General features: G+C 64.9%; 12 protein-coding genes and 1 pseudogene. 7 read left to right on the plus strand and 6 right to left on the minus strand.

Features of this window, described 5'->3' with window-relative positions:
• Nucleotides 1-42 precede the first annotated feature (42 nt).
• A pseudogene (locus tag OIE68_RS02160) lies at nucleotides 43-369 on the plus strand (DUF3556 domain-containing protein); the annotation flags it as partial.
• Between the two features lie 81 nt (nucleotides 370-450).
• Here the strand turns inward: OIE68_RS02160 and OIE68_RS02165 are convergent.
• Entirely contained in the window at nucleotides 451-1,392 is a 942-nt protein-coding gene (locus OIE68_RS02165; protein WP_327097705.1) for a class I adenylate-forming enzyme family protein, read from the minus strand.
• 533 nt (nucleotides 1,393-1,925) lie between these two features.
• Here OIE68_RS02165 and OIE68_RS02170 point away from each other — a divergent pair.
• Nucleotides 1,926-2,465: a hypothetical protein gene (locus tag OIE68_RS02170; protein ID WP_327097706.1), complete on the plus strand. Its 540-nt coding sequence runs from the start codon at nucleotides 1,926-1,928 to the stop codon at nucleotides 2,463-2,465.
• Between the two features lie 475 nt (nucleotides 2,466-2,940).
• On the opposite strand, the gene OIE68_RS02175 is transcribed toward OIE68_RS02170, so the two are convergent.
• Nucleotides 2,941-3,852 carry a cutinase family protein gene (locus tag OIE68_RS02175; RefSeq protein ID WP_327097707.1) on the minus strand — a complete coding sequence of 304 codons (912 nt, stop codon included), beginning with the start codon at nucleotides 3,850-3,852 and terminating at the stop codon, nucleotides 2,941-2,943.
• Nucleotides 3,853-4,606: 754 nt separating this feature from the next.
• Here OIE68_RS02175 and OIE68_RS02180 point away from each other — a divergent pair.
• A complete protein-coding gene (locus OIE68_RS02180; protein WP_327097708.1) occupies nucleotides 4,607-7,885 on the plus strand; it encodes a protein kinase domain-containing protein in 3,279 nt (1,092 codons plus the stop codon).
• Between the two features lie 443 nt (nucleotides 7,886-8,328).
• Nucleotides 8,329-9,777 carry an aldehyde dehydrogenase family protein gene (locus OIE68_RS02185; protein ID WP_327097710.1) on the plus strand — a complete coding sequence of 483 codons (1,449 nt, stop codon included), beginning with the start codon at nucleotides 8,329-8,331 and terminating at the stop codon, nucleotides 9,775-9,777.
• Nucleotides 9,778-9,807: 30 nt separating this feature from the next.
• Here the strand turns inward: OIE68_RS02185 and OIE68_RS02190 are convergent, their stop codons facing one another.
• The 3 genes from OIE68_RS02190 to OIE68_RS02200 form a co-directional block, all read right to left on the minus strand.
• Entirely contained in the window at nucleotides 9,808-10,287 is a 480-nt protein-coding gene (locus OIE68_RS02190) for a hypothetical protein (protein WP_327097711.1), read from the minus strand.
• Between the two features lie 1,056 nt (nucleotides 10,288-11,343).
• Nucleotides 11,344-12,630 carry an SMI1/KNR4 family protein gene (locus tag OIE68_RS02195; RefSeq protein WP_327097712.1) on the minus strand — a complete coding sequence of 429 codons (1,287 nt, stop codon included), beginning with the start codon at nucleotides 12,628-12,630 and terminating at the stop codon, nucleotides 11,344-11,346.
• A gap of 330 nt (nucleotides 12,631-12,960) precedes the next feature.
• A complete protein-coding gene (locus OIE68_RS02200) occupies nucleotides 12,961-13,347 on the minus strand; it encodes a helix-turn-helix domain-containing protein (RefSeq protein ID WP_327097713.1) in 387 nt (128 codons plus the stop codon).
• 101 nt (nucleotides 13,348-13,448) lie between these two features.
• On the opposite strand from OIE68_RS02200, the gene OIE68_RS02205 reads away from it, so the two are divergent.
• Complete coding sequence (locus OIE68_RS02205) at nucleotides 13,449-14,297, plus strand: alpha/beta hydrolase (protein WP_327097714.1); 849 nt, start codon at nucleotides 13,449-13,451, stop codon at nucleotides 14,295-14,297.
• Between the two features lie 112 nt (nucleotides 14,298-14,409).
• Here the strand turns inward: OIE68_RS02205 and OIE68_RS02210 are convergent, their stop codons facing one another.
• Nucleotides 14,410-15,642: an alpha/beta hydrolase fold domain-containing protein gene (locus OIE68_RS02210; RefSeq protein WP_327097715.1), complete on the minus strand. Its 1,233-nt coding sequence runs from the start codon at nucleotides 15,640-15,642 to the stop codon at nucleotides 14,410-14,412.
• Nucleotides 15,643-15,750: 108 nt separating this feature from the next.
• Between OIE68_RS02210 and OIE68_RS02215 the strand changes: the two genes are divergently transcribed.
• Entirely contained in the window at nucleotides 15,751-16,179 is a 429-nt protein-coding gene (locus OIE68_RS02215; RefSeq protein WP_327097716.1) for an alpha/beta hydrolase, read from the plus strand.
• An 18-nt stretch (nucleotides 16,180-16,197) separates the two neighbouring features.
• Nucleotides 16,198-17,421, plus strand: a complete 1,224-nt coding sequence (locus tag OIE68_RS02220) for an FAD-dependent monooxygenase (protein WP_327097717.1) — start codon at nucleotides 16,198-16,200, stop codon at nucleotides 17,419-17,421.
• Nucleotides 17,422-17,442: the final 21 nt, after the last annotated feature.

Below are 17,442 nucleotides of genomic sequence, written 5' to 3' on the forward strand. Positions count from 1 at the left end.
CATTCACCAGGACCGCTCATGAACCTCCGGACACGGCTTCGGTCACCGCGGATGGTGCATACCATCTACATTCTCAAATTGCTCGTCCTTTATGCGCTCGCCGGCATCGTCGTCGCCACGGGGACCTCCGATCTCCCGGCCTTCTGGCATGTCTCGCAATGGTGGGACCAGCCGATCGTTTATCAGAAGTTCGTGTTGTGGATGGTGCTGCTGGAGACCATCGGCATCGCTGGTTCATGGGGGCCGTTGGCGGGCAAAGTAAAGCCCATGACCGGCGGCATCCTGTTCTGGGCCCGGCCGGGCACCATCCGGCTACTGCCGTGGAAGTGGGGCCCCGGCACCGCGGGCGACCGGCGCACCTGGTTCGATGCCGCGGGGTCTACACAATGCATCTGGGCGAACAGTCCGAATCCGATGATGCTGGAGCAAGCGTCGGTTGATCGGTCCGAATCAGCTGGCCCGGCAAGAGTATTCCGACGGTGTCCATCTTGCGGGCGTCGGTGACCAGTATGAGCGTGCGCGCACGGGAACTTCGGAGACGTAGCCATCGATGATCGGTATTCCGTAGCGGCGTTCGAATTTGGTCAGCAGTTCGATGTCGGCCGGAGCAGCGCCGCAGATGGCGAATCGTACCGATGAGGTGTTCGGCCGGATTTGGGCGGGCAGATCCGATAGCAGTGCATACATGGTCGGGACTGCGGAGATGTATGTGGCACGGCTGCGCTCGATCCGGTCGAAGAACCTCTTCGGGCTGAAGGCCACAGTTGCGCGGCCACCGGCGAGCAGCGGTGACACGATGCCGACCACGATGCTGTTGACGTGGAACAGCGGCAGGTTCAGCAGGCTGTGGTCGGCTTCGGTGAGTTCGAACGCCTCGATCACTATCGAGCACATGGCGTTGAGGTTGGCGTGGTCGACGGTCACGCTGTTGGGTTTGCCTGTGGTGCCGTTGGTACAGATGAGCAGCGCCAGTGTGTCGTTGCGAGGTCGCGCGGGTTCGGCGACATCGGGATCTGCGGTGGTGAGATCGTCGGCGGATATAACGGCGCGGACCGGAGCGTCTGAGGCGGATGGCTGCGCGGTGATCAGGACCTTGGCACCCGTGTCGGTTAACTGGCAGTCGGCGTCTGCGGCGGTCAGCGACGGGTCGATAGGGGTGGCCGTAGCACCCACACGCCAGGTAGCGAACAGGGATACGACAAAGGCGGCCGTGTTGGGCAACATGATCGCAACCACGTCGCCGCCTGAGACTCCGGCGGCGCGCAGGGTAGCTGCGGCACGCCGCACAGAGTCGAGGAATCTTGTGTTGTTCAGGTCGGTGCTGTCGTCGGCCACGGCGGGTGCGTCCGGCGCGGCGGCGGCACGACGGTCCGGAAGAGTCGAAAGGTTCATAAGCGGTCCTTATCAGGGGTACGGGGATTGACGACAACGGTAGAAAGCACGCCGCCGCTCGGCACCGTCGCGCATGAACGAAATTCACCGCGGGCATTGTCACCGGAGGACAATTCCGACTCGCAATGCGCCGCCGTAGTAACCGGGATTTAACGAGCGTTCCTGCGTTGGCCGAAGAATCTCTCCGAATAGACCGGTTCACCGAAACCGAGATCCGCACGCGTCCATGCCCCACGGAGCCGAATGAAGCCTGCCCAGACGCTGATCAGGCCGCAGGTACTCCTGCGCTTTCTGACCACATGCCGGGCATTCTGCGATGCCGCCTTGGCCGCGGCAAGCACGGACGAACTCGATGCAAATCAGCCGCGAAGAGGCAGTCTCGACTACCTGAGGTATTGTTGGCTCGTCTCATGCACTTCCGGCATGGCGCTTAGCGTGGGCCGGTTCGAGCAGCGACGAGGCCCGGGTTTGCCACACAACTGAAACACACCAGTTCAGCACCCGAACCCTGCTCCTCGAGCGACAAACAGGACATGTCGTACTTCGATATCGCGGGCTACCAACCGCAGTGGCTCAGCAGCTGCCGCGCGATCGCCGCCGCTCATGGTCGGCGACTCCAGACGCTGGTCGGGCGCAACCTCCACCACGGGTGGCTCATCTGGGACCGCGACGACGACGAGTGGTTCGCCGACGGCCCGGTTCTGTTGGACTTCGACGGCGAGCAGGTGGAGCTCAATCACCAGAAGTTCGCCGATCTTTCCATCACCTGGAACACCATCGACCCCATCGGGCAGGCCACCTGGTCGAACGGCGATGACGACGACCCGGATGTCCATACCTTCCATTTGGGCTGGCGGCATGACACCCGCCCCGAGTTGGCGGCCCTTGAAGGCCGGCAACTACGGGCGATCGAGTTGCTCGAGTGGACCGGGAGCGACGTTGCCAACGGCATGGTCGCGGTCAGTTTCATCTTCGCCGATGACCGGGTGACGATCAGCAACGGATTGGACGAAAACCTGCTGGAATTCGGCGCGCCACCAGCCGGATATCGCAGCCATCAGTTGCACAACTGACACCGGCAGCCACGACATCGAACTCCAAGACGAACCGAGCCTCTACATGCCTCTCCAGCCACGGAGACTTGCCTCAGATAAATGAGACACGCTGCAGGACTGCGAGTCTCATACCTGAGGCGCTACAGGTCAACGCCCACACACTGAACCGTCGGGTTCGGGGCCGCTTGCTTTCTTGGGGAAGACGGTTTCCATCATGGCGGAGGTACACGGGCTGTAGTCGTTGGCCACTTTTGCTTCCCTGTTGCTACCCCCGTGGGATCGCCGTCCCCATGCAGGGCGGCTGTTCGCTTGCCGCTCAGGTCGACCTGAACGCGATCCTGAAGCCGATACGCATGACACAGACAGAAATGAACAAGCTCATCGACTCGGTAGGAGCATCCGAGCCGTACTCGCCGCCGACAACCCGCCAGACAAGGCGATGCTGTACAAGGCGCAATTGCGGGATGTACGGGAAACCTTGCGGTGCAAGCGATTAGTTGCGTGCGGCGTTGATCAGCTGATGGCGAAGCCAGGTCAGGGGGGTGGCGCCGTCGGGGCCGATCGCGTAGTGAGGGTAGCTCTGGTGGATCCCTGACTTCAGGAAATCGTCGATTTGTTGTTTGCGTTGTTCGTAGGCGGAGTTGTTGAGCTGGTCGTGGAGCAGGCCGAGACCGCCTGCGGCGAGGGCGTCGTCGATGAGGTTGCCCGCCTGCTGCTGATAGGTACCGATCTGGGTGGGGTCGGGATTGGAGATCTGGGCGAAGAATCCGGCGATGCGAGCGGCGAAGTCGCCATCGGGGGTTGCGCAGTACAGATCTCCTGCGGCGCAGAAGGTGTAGGTCTTGGGGGTGAGCCAGCCGAAACCGCCCAGGCGTGGACCACCGGCGCCGGCGCCCACGACGGGCGGGCCGATCAGGTTGTCGGTGGGGGAGCGGCGGGGGTCGGATATCAGCCCGACCAATGCCACGCGGTCCGGTGTTACGACACCGAGCCCGGTGCCGATCTCGGCAGCGAGATCACCGGCGGCGTCGGCGCCCTGGCTGTAGCCCAGTAGCGCGAATCGTGTTGCGCCACAGCGCTGTGCCATCGCGCTGACCAGGCCGCGGGCGTTGTCGAGGGCTTCGCGTTTGGAGCGGCCGTACACCTCGCCTTCCCAAGGGAACGCGGTCGCGGTGTAAGCGACGTAGTCGGTCTGGACGTCGCCTGGCAAGCCGGCGGCGACGGCGGCGAGCATCCCTTGGCCCGGGTCGGACTTCGAGGTTTCCCATGTGCCCGGCACGGCCACGACATACATGTCGGGGCACTGCTGCGGGGCTGCTTGTGCGGTTGAGGCCACGCCGACCGGAAGGGCGGCGGTCACTAGTGCAGCCGCGCACGCGGCGATGTTCTTCCATCGAGAAAACATCGTGTACTCCCGGGGTTTCACGGTGGAGCGCATTGTCCGATCGGCGAAGGTTACTTCGAGAGTGTAAATGGCGTGTGGGGATAGCGCTGGGGTAGTTGGGCAGCGCACTGGTAATGGGCCGGCGGTGCTCGCGACGGGCGCAGGCAGAGCGGTGACCTGTTGTCCGCCGAGCGCAATATGCCCGCTGGTCGGGCCGGTTGTACACAGTGCCAGGGACCAGCACGGCGGTTCAGCGCGGGCAACCCCGACCTGGCAGGGCCGGCGACCGTGGGCCCGGCGAGGAGATCGTTGTGGTGCGCGTAGCCAGCGCAGCCGCAGCGCTACGCCGGTGGGTGCGGATGCGGTTGCCTCGTCCGAATCTTTTCGAAAAGCTGAACCGATCGGCCGCGACTGCCGAGACGGTGCGCCGAGGGCCGGCTCACGTCGAATCCTGGTGGGCCGGAGCCGATTCAGCATTGTGACGGGCTCGCCTGACTGTGGCGTCGGATGTCGTGGACCCGAGCACCCCCGGGGTTGTTGTCGATTCCACACCTCGGCCATCTCGGTGATCTGGGTCGTGAGCGCTGGCACGCCGAGCATTCTGGACCCGCGCGAGTAACCCGTGCTCGATGGCCACCGCTCAACAATGCGGTGACCACCCTGGTTACATCACGACCCGGGATTCGACTCTGTCGGCGATACGCTGAGCATTAGCGAAAGGTAAGCGCATGTTGCCTAGTGACCGAAGACGCGTCGGTGGGACAGTGCTCGGCCGATGACCGACGACGATCCGCTGCGCACACGCCGTGAGGTGGCAACGCCCGCCACGGCGGACTTGGCTGCGGTCGGTTTCGAGGATGCGGTTGAGATCGGCCGCGGTGGTTTCGGGGTGGTGTATCGCTGCCGGCAGGTCGCCCTGGACCGGACGGTGGCGGTGAAGGTGTTGACCGCGGAATTGGACGAAGACAATCGGGCACGGTTTGTCCGGGAGCAGCGGGCGATGGGCCGCTTGACCGGGCACCCGAATATCGTCACCGTGCTGGAGGCCGGCGCTACCGCCGGCGGACGTCCCTATCTCGTGATGCCTTATCACCGGCTGGATTCCCTGGAGGTGTGGATCCGCCGACGCGGTCCGCTTCCGCTGGAGAAGGTGTTGCGGATGGGGGTGAAGATCGCCGGCGCACTGGAGCTCGCGCATGGTCTCGGCATCGTGCATCGGGATGTGAAACCGGGAAATATCCTGCTCACCGACTTCGGTGAGCCGGCTTTGACCGATTTCGGGATTGCCCACGTCGCCGGCGGATTTCGAACGGCCGAAGGCATCGTCACCGGATCACCGGCATTCACTGCCCCAGAGGTGCTGGATGGGGACGGGCCGACGGCGGCCGCGGATGTGTACGGGCTCGGCGCGACCCTGTTCTGCGCGTTGACCGGCCATGCCGCGTTCCAGCGTCGCAGTGGTGAGAACGTGGTGGCACAGTTTCTGCGGATCACCAGCCAACCGATGCCGGACCTCCGGGACAGTGGCATCCCCGACGACGTGTCGGCGTTGGTGGAAACCGCGATGAGCCGCGATCCTCACGAACGCCCTTCTGCGGCGGGGCTGGGTGAGAGCATTCGACAGGCGCAGCAGCGCCACGGCTTCTCGGTCGGTGAGACGGGCCGACAGGACGATTCGATTCTCGAGCGTCGGCACCGGGATCCACCAACGCGGGGACGGCGCCCGCTGCCGGCGGCGGGCACCGTGGACAGTGGTGGCAATCTGCCGCTCGAGCTGACCAGTTTTGTCGGCCGACGCACCGAGCTGTCGGCGGTAAAGAATCTGCTGTCCACGTCCCGGCTGGTCACGTTTACCGGAGTCGGGGGTGTCGGCAAGACGCGGCTGGCGCTGCGGGCCGCGTCGCAAGCGCAGCGGGATTTCGCCGACGGGGTGTGGTTGGTCGAACTGGCCGAAGTATCCGATGCCGCGCTCCTGGTCGATGTCGTGGCGGCCACCCTGGGGTTGCGGGACGAGGCGCCCGGTCGTTTGCGCGATGTTCTGGTCAAGTTTCTGGGCTCGCGGCAAATATTGCTCGTTCTGGACAACTGTGAGCACATGGTGGAAGCCGTGGCGAAGTTGAGCGAGGCGTTGCTGCGGACCTGCCCGGAGCTGCGGATTCTCGCCACCAGCCGGGAAGCGTTGAATATCGAGGGGGAGGCGGTGCTGCGGGTGTCACCGTTGACGGTCCCGGATCAGGACCGGGATCCGACGCTGACGGGGCTGCCCCGTTTCGACGCGGTGACGCTGTTCGCCGACCGTGCCGCAGCAGCAGTGCCGGGCTTCGAACTCGACGAGAACAACAAGGCCGCCGTGACCCGGATTTGCGCCCGGCTGGATGGGTTGCCGCTGGCGATCGAACTGGCGGCGGCTCGGATGCGCGCGATGTCACCCGAGCAGGTTCTGCAACGCCTCGATGATCGGTTCGCGCTGCTAACCCGTGGCAGTCGTACCGCGCCGACCCGGCAGCAGACGCTGCGATGGTGTGTCGACTGGGGCTACGAGTTGTGTACCCCGGCCGAACAGCGGCTGTGGGCCCGGTTGTCGGTGTTCGCCGTGAGTTGCGAACTCGACGCCGTAGAACAGGTATGCGGTGTCGGCCTGGCACCGCACAGTCCGCTCGATGTGCTGTCCTCCCTGGTGGACAAGTCGATTCTGATCCGGGAGGAATCGCACACCATCGTGCGTTTCCGAATGCTCGAGACAATGCGTGACTACGGTCGGCAAAGGCTGCGGGAGTCCGGCGAAGACACCGAGCTGCGCCGACGGCACCGCGACTGGTACCAAAAACTGGCGCTGGACGCCCAAGCCGGGTGGATCAGCGACCGGCAGTCCTACTGGATCACCCGCCTCGAGCGCGAGCTACCCAACCTGCGTGACGCGCTCGAATCCTGCCTTTCCGAGGACACCGATGAGGCGGCCGAAGCTGGGCTGCGAACCGCCGCCGCGCTGCACGAATTCTGGGTCCTTCGCGGAATGTACGGGGAAGGCCGAACCTGGCTCGACCGCGTTCTCGCCCACCCCGGCGCGCAATCGATACCCGACCGCATCAGTGCGCTACGCGCCGCATGCGAGGTTGCCGCGCCACATGGGGATTTCCAAGCTGCCGCCGCCCTTCTCGAGGAGGGGCGACTGCTCGCCCAACAGGCATCTACCCCCGCCATCCAAGGACAGCTCGCCTACGCTGCCGGCCTCATTGCACTCGCCAGCGGCGCAGCGGCTGACGCCTCCCCCGCCCTGGAACGATCTGTCGAGCTGCTCGGCTCGAACCAGACCGGAGAGCTCTACATCAGTTCTCTGACGATCCTCGCCTGGTCATACGAACTGCGCGGCCAGATGACCCGAGCGACCGAGCACTACCGCCGATTACTTTCCATCACCGAAGCGCAGGGCGAATTGCTCTATCGTTCTGCCGCGTTGCGTGGCTTGGGCGTTTCCGCATGGCTGCAAGGCGAACGAGACCGTGCCCAACGGTTGCTCGAGGCGGCATTGCGAATCAACCGACGGCCGAATAGTCCGGTGTTCACCGCGTTCAGCCTCGAGGCGCTGGCCTGGACTACCGTCGACAAGGGCGACGCCCAGCGCGCGGCCGTGCTGATGGGGGCAGCCCAGGGAAAATGGCTGGTGGGTAGCAGTGTGCGGGCCGTCCTGCGGAACATGTCGCGCTTTCACGAGGAATGCGAGCGGACGACGCGTCAAACCCTCGGCACTCGCAGATTCGATGCGGCCGTTAAGCAAGGGCGGGATATGGGTATGGATGCCGCTATCGCATACGCGCTCGGGGAACAACCCACCGATGCGGCCCCCGCGTCGGGTGCCTCCGCGAAATTGACCAAACGTGAGCGGCAGGTCGCCGAGCTCGTCGCCCAAGGACTCAGCAACAAGCAGATCGCCGCCGAGTTGGTGATCGCACAACGAACGGCCGAAGGTCACGTCGAACACATCCTGACCAAGCTCGGATTCAACTCCCGCGCTCAGATCGCGGCCTGGACAGCGGACCAAACCAAACAACACTGATCGGCTGACGTGGGCCATCCACGGTCCCGCTTCTGTCCGGACCAGGGATCGTCCAGTGGAAACGGTCAGTGCGGACCACGGCAACCCGTCGCCCTCCGAGCATGCACCGGATATCCAGTCCAGCGCCCCCAGGACGTGACGGTCGCTGACGCGCCCGCGAGTCCCCCGTCAGACCCACCTGCGACACCGTCCACACGAACGAACGATCAGCGGCTACCGTGCTGGACGCCATCTGGTTAAGCGCGTAACCTTGCGCGCATACAACGACCACGAGACCTTCACCTCGGAGACGCAGGGCCCATGTCGAACCAACTGTCGGCGCTGGCCCAAGTCCTGCGGCACGCGGCCAGATTCTTCCTGTGCTTGCACAACAACGGGTTCTCAACAACTGAAGGCATCGCGCTTCTCCGTGTCGGAGCGGCTCGGCGAAAGGATTAGGAACATTGAGTAGCACGATCGACGTCGATCCTGCGGTCGAAAGCCCTAGCTCGGGGATCATCCCGGTCTTCGACCCGTCCACCGAGCAGCTGATCGCGGAGGTCGTCGATTCCGACCAGGCGACCGTCGACGCTGCGGTGGCCCGGGCACGCGAAACATTCGAGTCGGGTGTCTGGCGCAAGCTGCCCGCCGCGCACCGCGCGGAGGTGCTCTTCCGCGCTGCGGACATCATCAGGGCCCGCACCGACGAGCTCGCTGAGATCGAGGCCCGTGACAATGGCATGAACGCGATGGCCGCGCGTCAGATCATCAAGGTGTCGCTCGAGATGCTGGTGTACTACGCCGGCTGGGTCGGCAAGATCCACGGCGAGTCGAGCAATCTCGTGTCCGACGGACTACTCGGCCACTTCGAGAACTACCACACCTTCACTCAGCTCGAGCCGGTCGGCGTCGTCGGCCTCATCATCCCCTGGAACGGGCCGTTCTTCATCGCGATGCTCAAGGTCGCGCCCGCCCTCGCGGCGGGCTGCAGCGCTGTCCTCAAGCCCGCCGAGGAGACGCCGCTCACCGCGCTGAAGCTGGAGGGGATCTTTCGCGAGGCCGGTCTGCCCGACGGCGTCCTGAATGTCATCACCGGCTACGGCGAGACCACAGGTGCGGCGCTCACCGCGCACCCGGACGTCGACAAGATCGCGTTCACCGGGTCGACGGAGGTCGGACGGCTGATCGTCAAGGCGGCCGCCGGCAACCTCAAGCGCCTGACGCTCGAGCTCGGCGGCAAGTCACCGCTGATCATGTTCGACGACGCCGATCTCGACAAGGCGATCATGGGGGCCGGCATGGGCCTGCTCGCCGGCTCGGGCCAGAACTGCTCCTGCACCTCGCGCATCTACGTTCAGCGCGGCATCTACGAACAGGTCGTGGACGGTCTCGCCGCCTTCGCCAAGATGCTGCCGATGGGCGGCAGCGATGATCCCAACTCGGTCCTCGGACCGCTGATCAGCGAGAAGCAGCGCCAGCGCGTGGAAGGCATCGTGAACGACGGCGTGGCCGGCGGCGCGCAGGTGGTGACCGGCGGCCAGGTGATGGACCGTCGCGGCTACTTCTATGAGGCGACGATCGTCACCGGCACCACGCCCGACATGCGTCTCATCCGCGAGGAGATTTTCGGGCCGGTCGGCTCGGTGATCCCGTTCGACGACGAGGACGAGGTGATTGCCGCCGCGAACGACACGGAGTACGGGCTCGCCGGCTCCATCTGGACCGAAAACCTCGGCCGCGCCCATCGCGTCGTGAACGAGCTCCGCGCCGGCCAGATCTGGGTGAACTCCGCGCTCGCGGCGGACCCCTCGATGCCGATCTGCGGCCATAAGCAGTCGGGTTGGGGCGGCGAGCGTGGCAAGAAGGGCATCGAGTCCTACTTCAACACCAAGTCGGTCTACATCGGCCACTGAGCGGTGCAGTGCCACAGCCTGGTGGCGACGTCATGGTCGTGAGGGGCGAAAAGAGCTGTGGGACAACGCTCTTCGAGTACTTCGAAGGGCTCGCCGCCCCGGTTCGGGTCGTACCCGGACCGGGGTGGCGGCATCGAGCCGCTGAATCGGCGTCGTCATGAACGGCGCTGTCGTTGCCGTCACATCACGCCATTCGATGAGCTGACCGGGACTCAATGTGTCGAGGTTGTCGGGCCAGGCGTCGAAGGTCGGATCCCCGGACGGTAGCGGTAACACCGCATGCCACAACGACGACTGCGCCTCACCGGCGGGCTGCTGCGGTGCCGGGTCGAGCGCCGGCGCCGGGATGGTGTTGTCGATCCATCCTTGCAGTGGGGAGGGGGCCGAAATCCCGGGTATCGGCGATACCGGGGGACCGCCGGCTGGACCCTCGTCGGCTCGGGCGGGCTGCTCGCCCAGCAACACGCAGCCGACCAACACTGTGACGACAACTGCTGAAAGCGATCTCACAAAATCTCATCCTCGATTCGAGCGATCTTGTGAGAAGTATCAACCGCCAACCCGCCTGCTTTGCACCTCGTTTCCAAGGTCTAGGACAGCGCATAGTTTAAGGTTCACTCGAATTGTGGTGGACACCAATCCTGTTGCATTCCAATGGATTACATCGTCCGCATGGGTCGCTGGAGTAGTGTGCTCGTCACTGTATCGGCGGCCGGTACACGGTCGGCTTCCAATCCAACGGCAGTGCGGCCCCGAAGCCGAAGCGGCACGCGTCACCGGCGCCGGATCTTACGATGACGACCGAGACCGCCTGGGGTGCAACCAAATCGGTTTGCAGCGCTTGTAGGCCGCGAACTTGCGTTCGTTCCCAGTGGGTCCTCCCATGAGAACGACGTCGCGATCGCGCAAGCCGGTCTGAACGCCTTGACCGCATAGCACGACGCTTACAAGTGCTGATCGGCGGTTTGCGGAGGAGCCGAGTGGCGCGGTAGCTGCTGATCTCCTTCGCCAGGGTTTCGGTAAGCGGCTGCTCACCGAAACCCTGGCGGCCCAACCGGACGGAAAGGCGTACGCACGGATGACACCGCGGAGGCAATGGTGACCGCCGTACCGGTTCCCGTCGCACGCCTCCAGGCCACTTGGGTGGATCTGGTCCGGCGGGTGACCCAACCGAATGCGACGGTTGATGCTCGGAGCGACCGGCCAGGGCTTCGGTGATCGTGCCATCTCCTGATGGGGACGGACCGGGCTCGGTCTGGCTACCGCGTGGATATGCTCCAATTCCGCTGCGGTTCTGGAGATTTCATCGGCTACTCCTCATGCCGCATATCGCTTGTCCACCAGCTCATTTGGGGCGGGCTATCGGGAACGTCCGCTCATGCCGATGAGCGTGCTATCCGGCGTGGCCGCAAGTGATCTGGGGCCGGTGCGGCTGTGCGGTGAAGGCTGAGTTGTCGCCAGGTGGTGCGCAACCAGTGACAGAACCGATTCGGTCTGCTCGGGATGCCGACACCACCGGCTACCGTTTCCGATGCTGCGGGATGTCGGGGCGGTTTGCTCGCGGGGTCAGCGGCCACTGCGCGGTTTACTCAACAACGCGCGGCCGCGTTCCGGGGTGAGGCTGCACGCCAGAACGGGGTCGGCGAGCAGCGCGATCGGGGCGATGTGATCTGGAGTGCGGGGCTGCCAATGCGTCATCGCGGTCTCGAGCGCATGCCACAGTGCCGTTGGGTCGGAGTGGTGTTGCGCGAGCGCGTTTCGCACCGCGGTGTCGAATGCCTGGTTTCCGTAGGTGAGCCGGTAGCCGGGCTGCTGTACCCGCGCTCGGTGCTCGTCGATGGCACGTCCGATCTCGAGTCCGGGGTCGTTTTGTGTGATTTCGAGGATCTGGGCAACTTCGAGCGCGGAGTACTGCGAGTGCTCATCGTCGGCGTGTTGCTGGGCGCGTTCGAGTGCTACGCGGTGCCCGGTACGTGCGCGGTCTGCCAGGTACTGGGCATTTTCGAGCGCGGAGCCATACCAGGGTTCTTTATGTGCGTGTTGCAGGAACATGCACGGCAGGAACTCTTCGGTGAACAGTGAACCGGTGAAGAATCCGTCCGGGACGGGCGCCGGAGGTAGCAGATGTGAAAGAAGCCGGGAGGCCTCGTACGGGGAGGAGGTGGCGAGGAACATCTGGAGCTGGACTCGTAAGACTGTGGCGCGTGGCTGGCCGAAATGTTGGGCTTTTTCCAGGGCCACCATGGCTGTGTCGATGTCCCCGGAAAGAGCCTCGCCCCGAGCCTGTTCCACCGCCAGATCCCAGCTGTCACGAGTCTTGCCCGCCGGCTGACGTATTTGATGAAAGCCTTGGTATAGCGATTCTATGAGGGCAGTGAACGACGGATATCGCCGCGGAAACTCAGCCCAGGAAAACACGCTGTAGGCGGCCCACTCGCCGTTCTCGTCACGGTCGGCCGGGTCGAGGAACAGGACCCCGGCGTCGGCGTGAAGCGAGATCAGTAGCCCGCGACTGAACGGGTTACCCGGCGCGTCGACCGGAGCCTCGGTGACCAGTTCGGCCCACGACTCCCAGGCCGGTTCGAGGTCACGCAGCCATCCCAGATTGGTGGTGTCACGCATCTTCCACACGAATTCCCCGGCATGGCGCCATCCATCGGTGGTCAGCAGGAAGCTGCGATACGAGGGCGGCAACCTCAGACCGAGGCGCTGTTCGACCGCTGCGACGTCGGCCTCGGCGGCCGGGGCGTAGCCGAGCCAGCGCTGCTGCACCACCTCGGGCTCCAGGTCACCGGGATCACTGGCGGTGATCCGTTCCTCGCTCCACAGCTCCAGCCACGGTCTCCAGTTCATTCCATGAACGCTACGAATAGCCTCCGACAAGTTCGGCATGCGTGCAGGCCGAGATCGTGGTGAGAGGAGCTACTGGTCCTGCTTCGACATGTCCGCACATGCCGCATGGCGCGTGGTTCGAAACGGCCGCGCAGCACGTCCGAAGACCAACGGGCCGAGACCATCTCGGCATCAGCGGCGCACTGACATGCCGATTAGCGGATCATTCGCCTAATCGACCCGAGCGACGGCCGCTAGGTGCGCCGTCTCGTCTTCGACCCGCTGACGGCCACGTAACGCCGCCACACACCGGGGGAATCTTCGTGGCTATCGCCGGGATCGACCTGAGGGTCATGCGTGGTCCTCAGGTTTTGGGGCGGCGTCGATCTCGGCCATGTGCTCCTCCGCCCACGCCCGCAGCGCGGCCAGCGGATTTTCCAGGGAGAGCCCGAGATCGGTAAGGCGATAGTGAACGCGCGGGGGAACGGTGGGTTCGACGCGGCGGGCGACCAGCCCGTCGCGGGACAGGCTTTGCAGCGTCACCGACAGCATCTTCTGCGATACGCCGGGCATCCGACGCTGCAGTTCGGCGAAGCGCACCTCGCCGGGCGCGGCCTCGGCGAGCAGTTTCACCACCATGGACACCCATTTGGTGCCGAGCCGATCCAGAAGCCGACGGGTCGGGCAGCCCTGAGCGAACAGATCCCCGCGCTGGCCTGTGCTGGTTCGGGTAGTCACCTGGAGCTCACCACCTGTATCAAAAGTGCCGTCTTGGCAGGCTACCTCAGGTTACCTACGGTCAGCTAGTAACTATCGGTAACCGGCTAGCGGAGGATCGAATGTCTCACGAACTGCCAGATCTCACAGTGCGGATGGTGGCAACCAACGGGATCAAAGCGAACGTGGCGATCGCCGGCACCGGACCGGCAGTCCTGCTGCTGCACGGCTTTCCGCACACCTGGCAGCTATGGCGCGAGGTGATGGGCCCACTCGTCCGACGACACCGGGTGATCGCGCCGGACCTGCGCGGCCTCGGCGCCAGCACACGAACACAGGACGGCTACGACGCGGGCACGCTTGCCACCGACGCCGAGGGGCTGCTCGACGCCCTGGGTGAAACCAGCGCCTCCGTCGTCGCGATCGATGCCGGTGCTCCGCCGGCGTTCCTACTGGCGATGCGGCGGCCCGGACGAGTCAACCGGCTGGTGCTCATGGAATCGCTGCTGGGCACGCTGCCCGGTGCCGAAACCTTCCTAGCCGGTGGGCCGCCCTGGTGGTTCGGTTTTCACGCGGTGCCGGGTCTTGCCGAAAAAGTCCTTGCCGGAAACGAATCCGATTACCTCGACTGGTTTCTTACGACCGGAACCCAGGGCCGCGGCATCCCCGCACAAACCCGCGATGCCTTCGTCGCCGCCTACACCGGCACTGATTCCCTGCGGTGCGCTTTCTCCTACTATCGGGCGATGCCCACCAGCGCTGAGCAGATCCGGCGGGCTGTCGACACCGCCCGGCTCACCGTGCCGACGATGGCCATCGGATCCCACCCGGTCGGAACCACACTCGAAAACCAACTCCGTCCGGTCGCCGACACCTTGACCGGGCACTTGATCGAGGACTGTGGTCACATCATCCCCCTCGACCGTCCGGCGACGCTGGTGCCGCTGCTCGTCGACTTTCTCGATTCCTGAAGGGCCAGAACCTGATCTGGCCGTAAGCGAAGTCCCGATATTACGTCCCTACAGCAACGCACGATAATGCCGCTGGTCGCGCGGTTGATGCCCGGCCTCGGGTTCGCTCAACCTAAGCGCTGTGCCGAACACGAGGGTGGGCGTGAATATCGGCAGTGTGGTCTTGGATGAAGCGGCCCGCGGCGCGCAGCGCGTCAGCGGCTTCGGGCAGAAAGGACCAGAAGATGTGGAAGTTGTGGGTATCCACGGGGTAGAGCTCCAAACTGATGGCCACATCGTGGGCGCGGGCGTGATCTGTGAGCCGGTGCGCGTCGGTCAGATGGTTATCGCCAGTACTGGCCTGGATGAGCATGGGCGGTAGGCCGGTCAAGTCGGCGAGCAGTGGGGCCACGAAGGGGTTGTCGTCGGAATGCCCGGCCAGGTAGTCGCCGATGATGCGCTGATGGAATCGGGCCTGCGTAGGTTCGGGTGCGGGCTCGGACTCTGAGTGCTCGGGACAATGCAGATCGATACCGGGGCAGAGCAGTACCGCCGCGGCGGGCATCGGAAGCTGCTCTTCCCTGATCCGGAGCAAGGTGCACAGGATCAGGTGCGCGCCGATCGAATCGCCGGTCAAGGTGATCCGGCCGGGATCGGTGCCGGTTTCCAGCAGCCAGCGGTAGCCGCGCAGGGCATCCTCGACCGCAGCCGGGTAGGGGTGCTCGGGTGCGAGGCGGTAGTCCAGCACGAGGGTGGTGGTGTTGGCGGCAGCTGTCAGCGCACCCGCGAGCGCGCGGTATCCGAAGGCCGATCCGGCGATGTAGCCGCCACCGTGCAGATAGAGCACGGTCCCGGCATCGGGGCGAGCGGGTGTCAGCAGCAGACTCGATACCCCGCCGGCGGTGATCGGCCGGATCGAGATCTCCGGCGGTGCCGGGAACTGCGCGTGTAGATCCTCGTATGCCGTACGCATCGCGTGCAGTTCGGCGTCGGCCGCACCTAAGAGCTCCCAGTAGCGGGTGATGTGAGCCAGCAGTTCTCCACCGACCGCTCGCGTCGCCACCACCGCCTCGTCGACCCCCTCGAGGATGCGGCGGGCTCGGTCCAGCAGCGCCTCGCCCGCCAGCGTGAGTTCCACCTGATGGGTGGTGCGGCGCAGTAGGTCACAGCCGATGAGTCGTTCCAGCGCGCGAATCTGCCTACTCAAGGCCGGCTGCGAAACGTAGAGCCGGGCGGCGGCCCGGCCGAAGTTGAGCTCCTCGGCCACCGTGACGAACGCCCGGAGGTGGCGCAGTTCGATCGCGTCCGGCGTGGTCGGCAGCGTGGTCGGCGCAACGGACATACTCTCATCCGACTGGGAACTCATCTCAGCAGTATTGCCGATTCACCGCCGCCGCGGTCATGCCGTACTCGCAAGACTGCCATGCGCATTCGGACCTTCCCTGCCGTACTCCCGGGGTGCCAACGTTGGCCTATGCCTTCCGCACCAGCACCGTGCCGGGTCGCCGAGTTGCACCTGCGCACCACCGTCGAAGACCGGAGCGTCAAGGTCTATTGGCCCGGTCCCACCGGCCCGCCGCGGCCCCTACTGCTGCAATTCGAGATCGGCGGCCCGGAACCAGCAGACGATTTCGACGCATTGTGCCGAAGACTCTGCCGCAGCCACGATTTCGTCGTGCTGTCGGTGCGCTACGGGCCGCGTTCCGGACAGGATCCGGCGATCGTCTCCGATGCGATGCACACCCTGGAGTGGGCCGCCGACCACGCATCCGCACTCGATGCCGACCCGACCCGGTTGCTCGTCGAAGGCCGCGGCTCGGGCGGCGCTCTCGCCGAATCGGTCCGCCGCCGTACTCAGGAGTTCGGCTGGCCACCCCTACTACCTCCACTGCCCTTTCCCTGACTTCAGGAGATTCACAACATGATTCATCGCAGCATTCTGATCTCCGGCGCGAGCATCGCCGGGCTGACGTTCGCCCACTGGCTGGGCCGGTACGGATTCCAGGTGACCGTCGTGGAACGAGCGCCCGCTCCTCGTCCCGGCGGCCAGGCCGTCGATCTGCGCGGCGTGGCCAAGGAGGTGGCCGAGCGGATGGGTGTACTGCCTGCCATCGAACGAGCGCGCGTGCACGAGCGCGGACTGGCCTATGTCGATGCCGACGGTAAATGGAAGGCGAGCATGCCTGCGGAACTGTTCGACGGTGCGGGCGCGGTCGCCGAGATCGAGATCCTGCGCGGCGATCTCACCGATATCCTGTACGCGTCCAGTCGCAACGGCGTCGAGTACCTGTTCGGTGATTCCATCACCGAACTGCGGGAAACACCCGACGGCGTCGTGGTCGACTTCCAGCGCCACGCATCACGCGCCTTCGACCTGGTCATGGGTGCCGACGGCCTGCACTCGAACGTGCGCAAGCTGGCTTTCGGACCTGAGTCCGAATTCGTCCACCACCTGGGTGCGTACCTGGCGTACTTCACCGTGCAGGTCGAGGGGCTGCAGCTCGAAGACTGGTTTGTCATGCACAACGCCCCCGGCGGCCTACTCGCCGCGATCCGGCCCGAGGGGCCGAACAGCGCCAAGGCCATGTTCGGCTTCACCGCGACCGATCTGGTCTACGACCGCAACGACCGGGTGGGCCAGCAGCGGATTCTGCGCGAGCGGTTCGCTGAAATGGGTTGGCACACATCGCAATTGCTGAGTTCGATGGGTCAGGCGCCGGATTTCTTCTTCGACAGCATCAGTCAGACCCGCATCGATCGATGGTCACGCGGACGCGTCGCGCTGATCGGGGACGCTGGGTATTGCGGCTCACCGCTGTCCGGCAACGGCACGGCAATGGCGATGGTCGGAGCGTATGTCCTGGCCGGGGAGCTGGCTCGAAGCCGCGACGACTATTCAACCGCGTTCACCCGTTATCAGGAAGTACTGCGCCCCTACGTCACCGAATGCCAAAAGCTGCCGCCCGGCGGTGTCAACGGCTTCCTGCCCGCCAGTCGCGCTGCCATCGCCATGCGTAACCTGTCGGTCCGGGCGATGACCTCCGCACCGTTGCGCGCACTGATGGCCAAGTCGCTTCAGAAGGCCGACGCCATCAGCTTGACGGACTACCGCGAATTCGAATCGGTCGCCGCCGGACATCATTGAACAGCCGAATGCGTCTCGGGT

Source organism: Nocardia vinacea, assembly GCF_035920345.1.
Classification (GTDB): Bacteria; Actinomycetota; Actinomycetes; order Mycobacteriales; family Mycobacteriaceae; genus Nocardia; species Nocardia vinacea_A.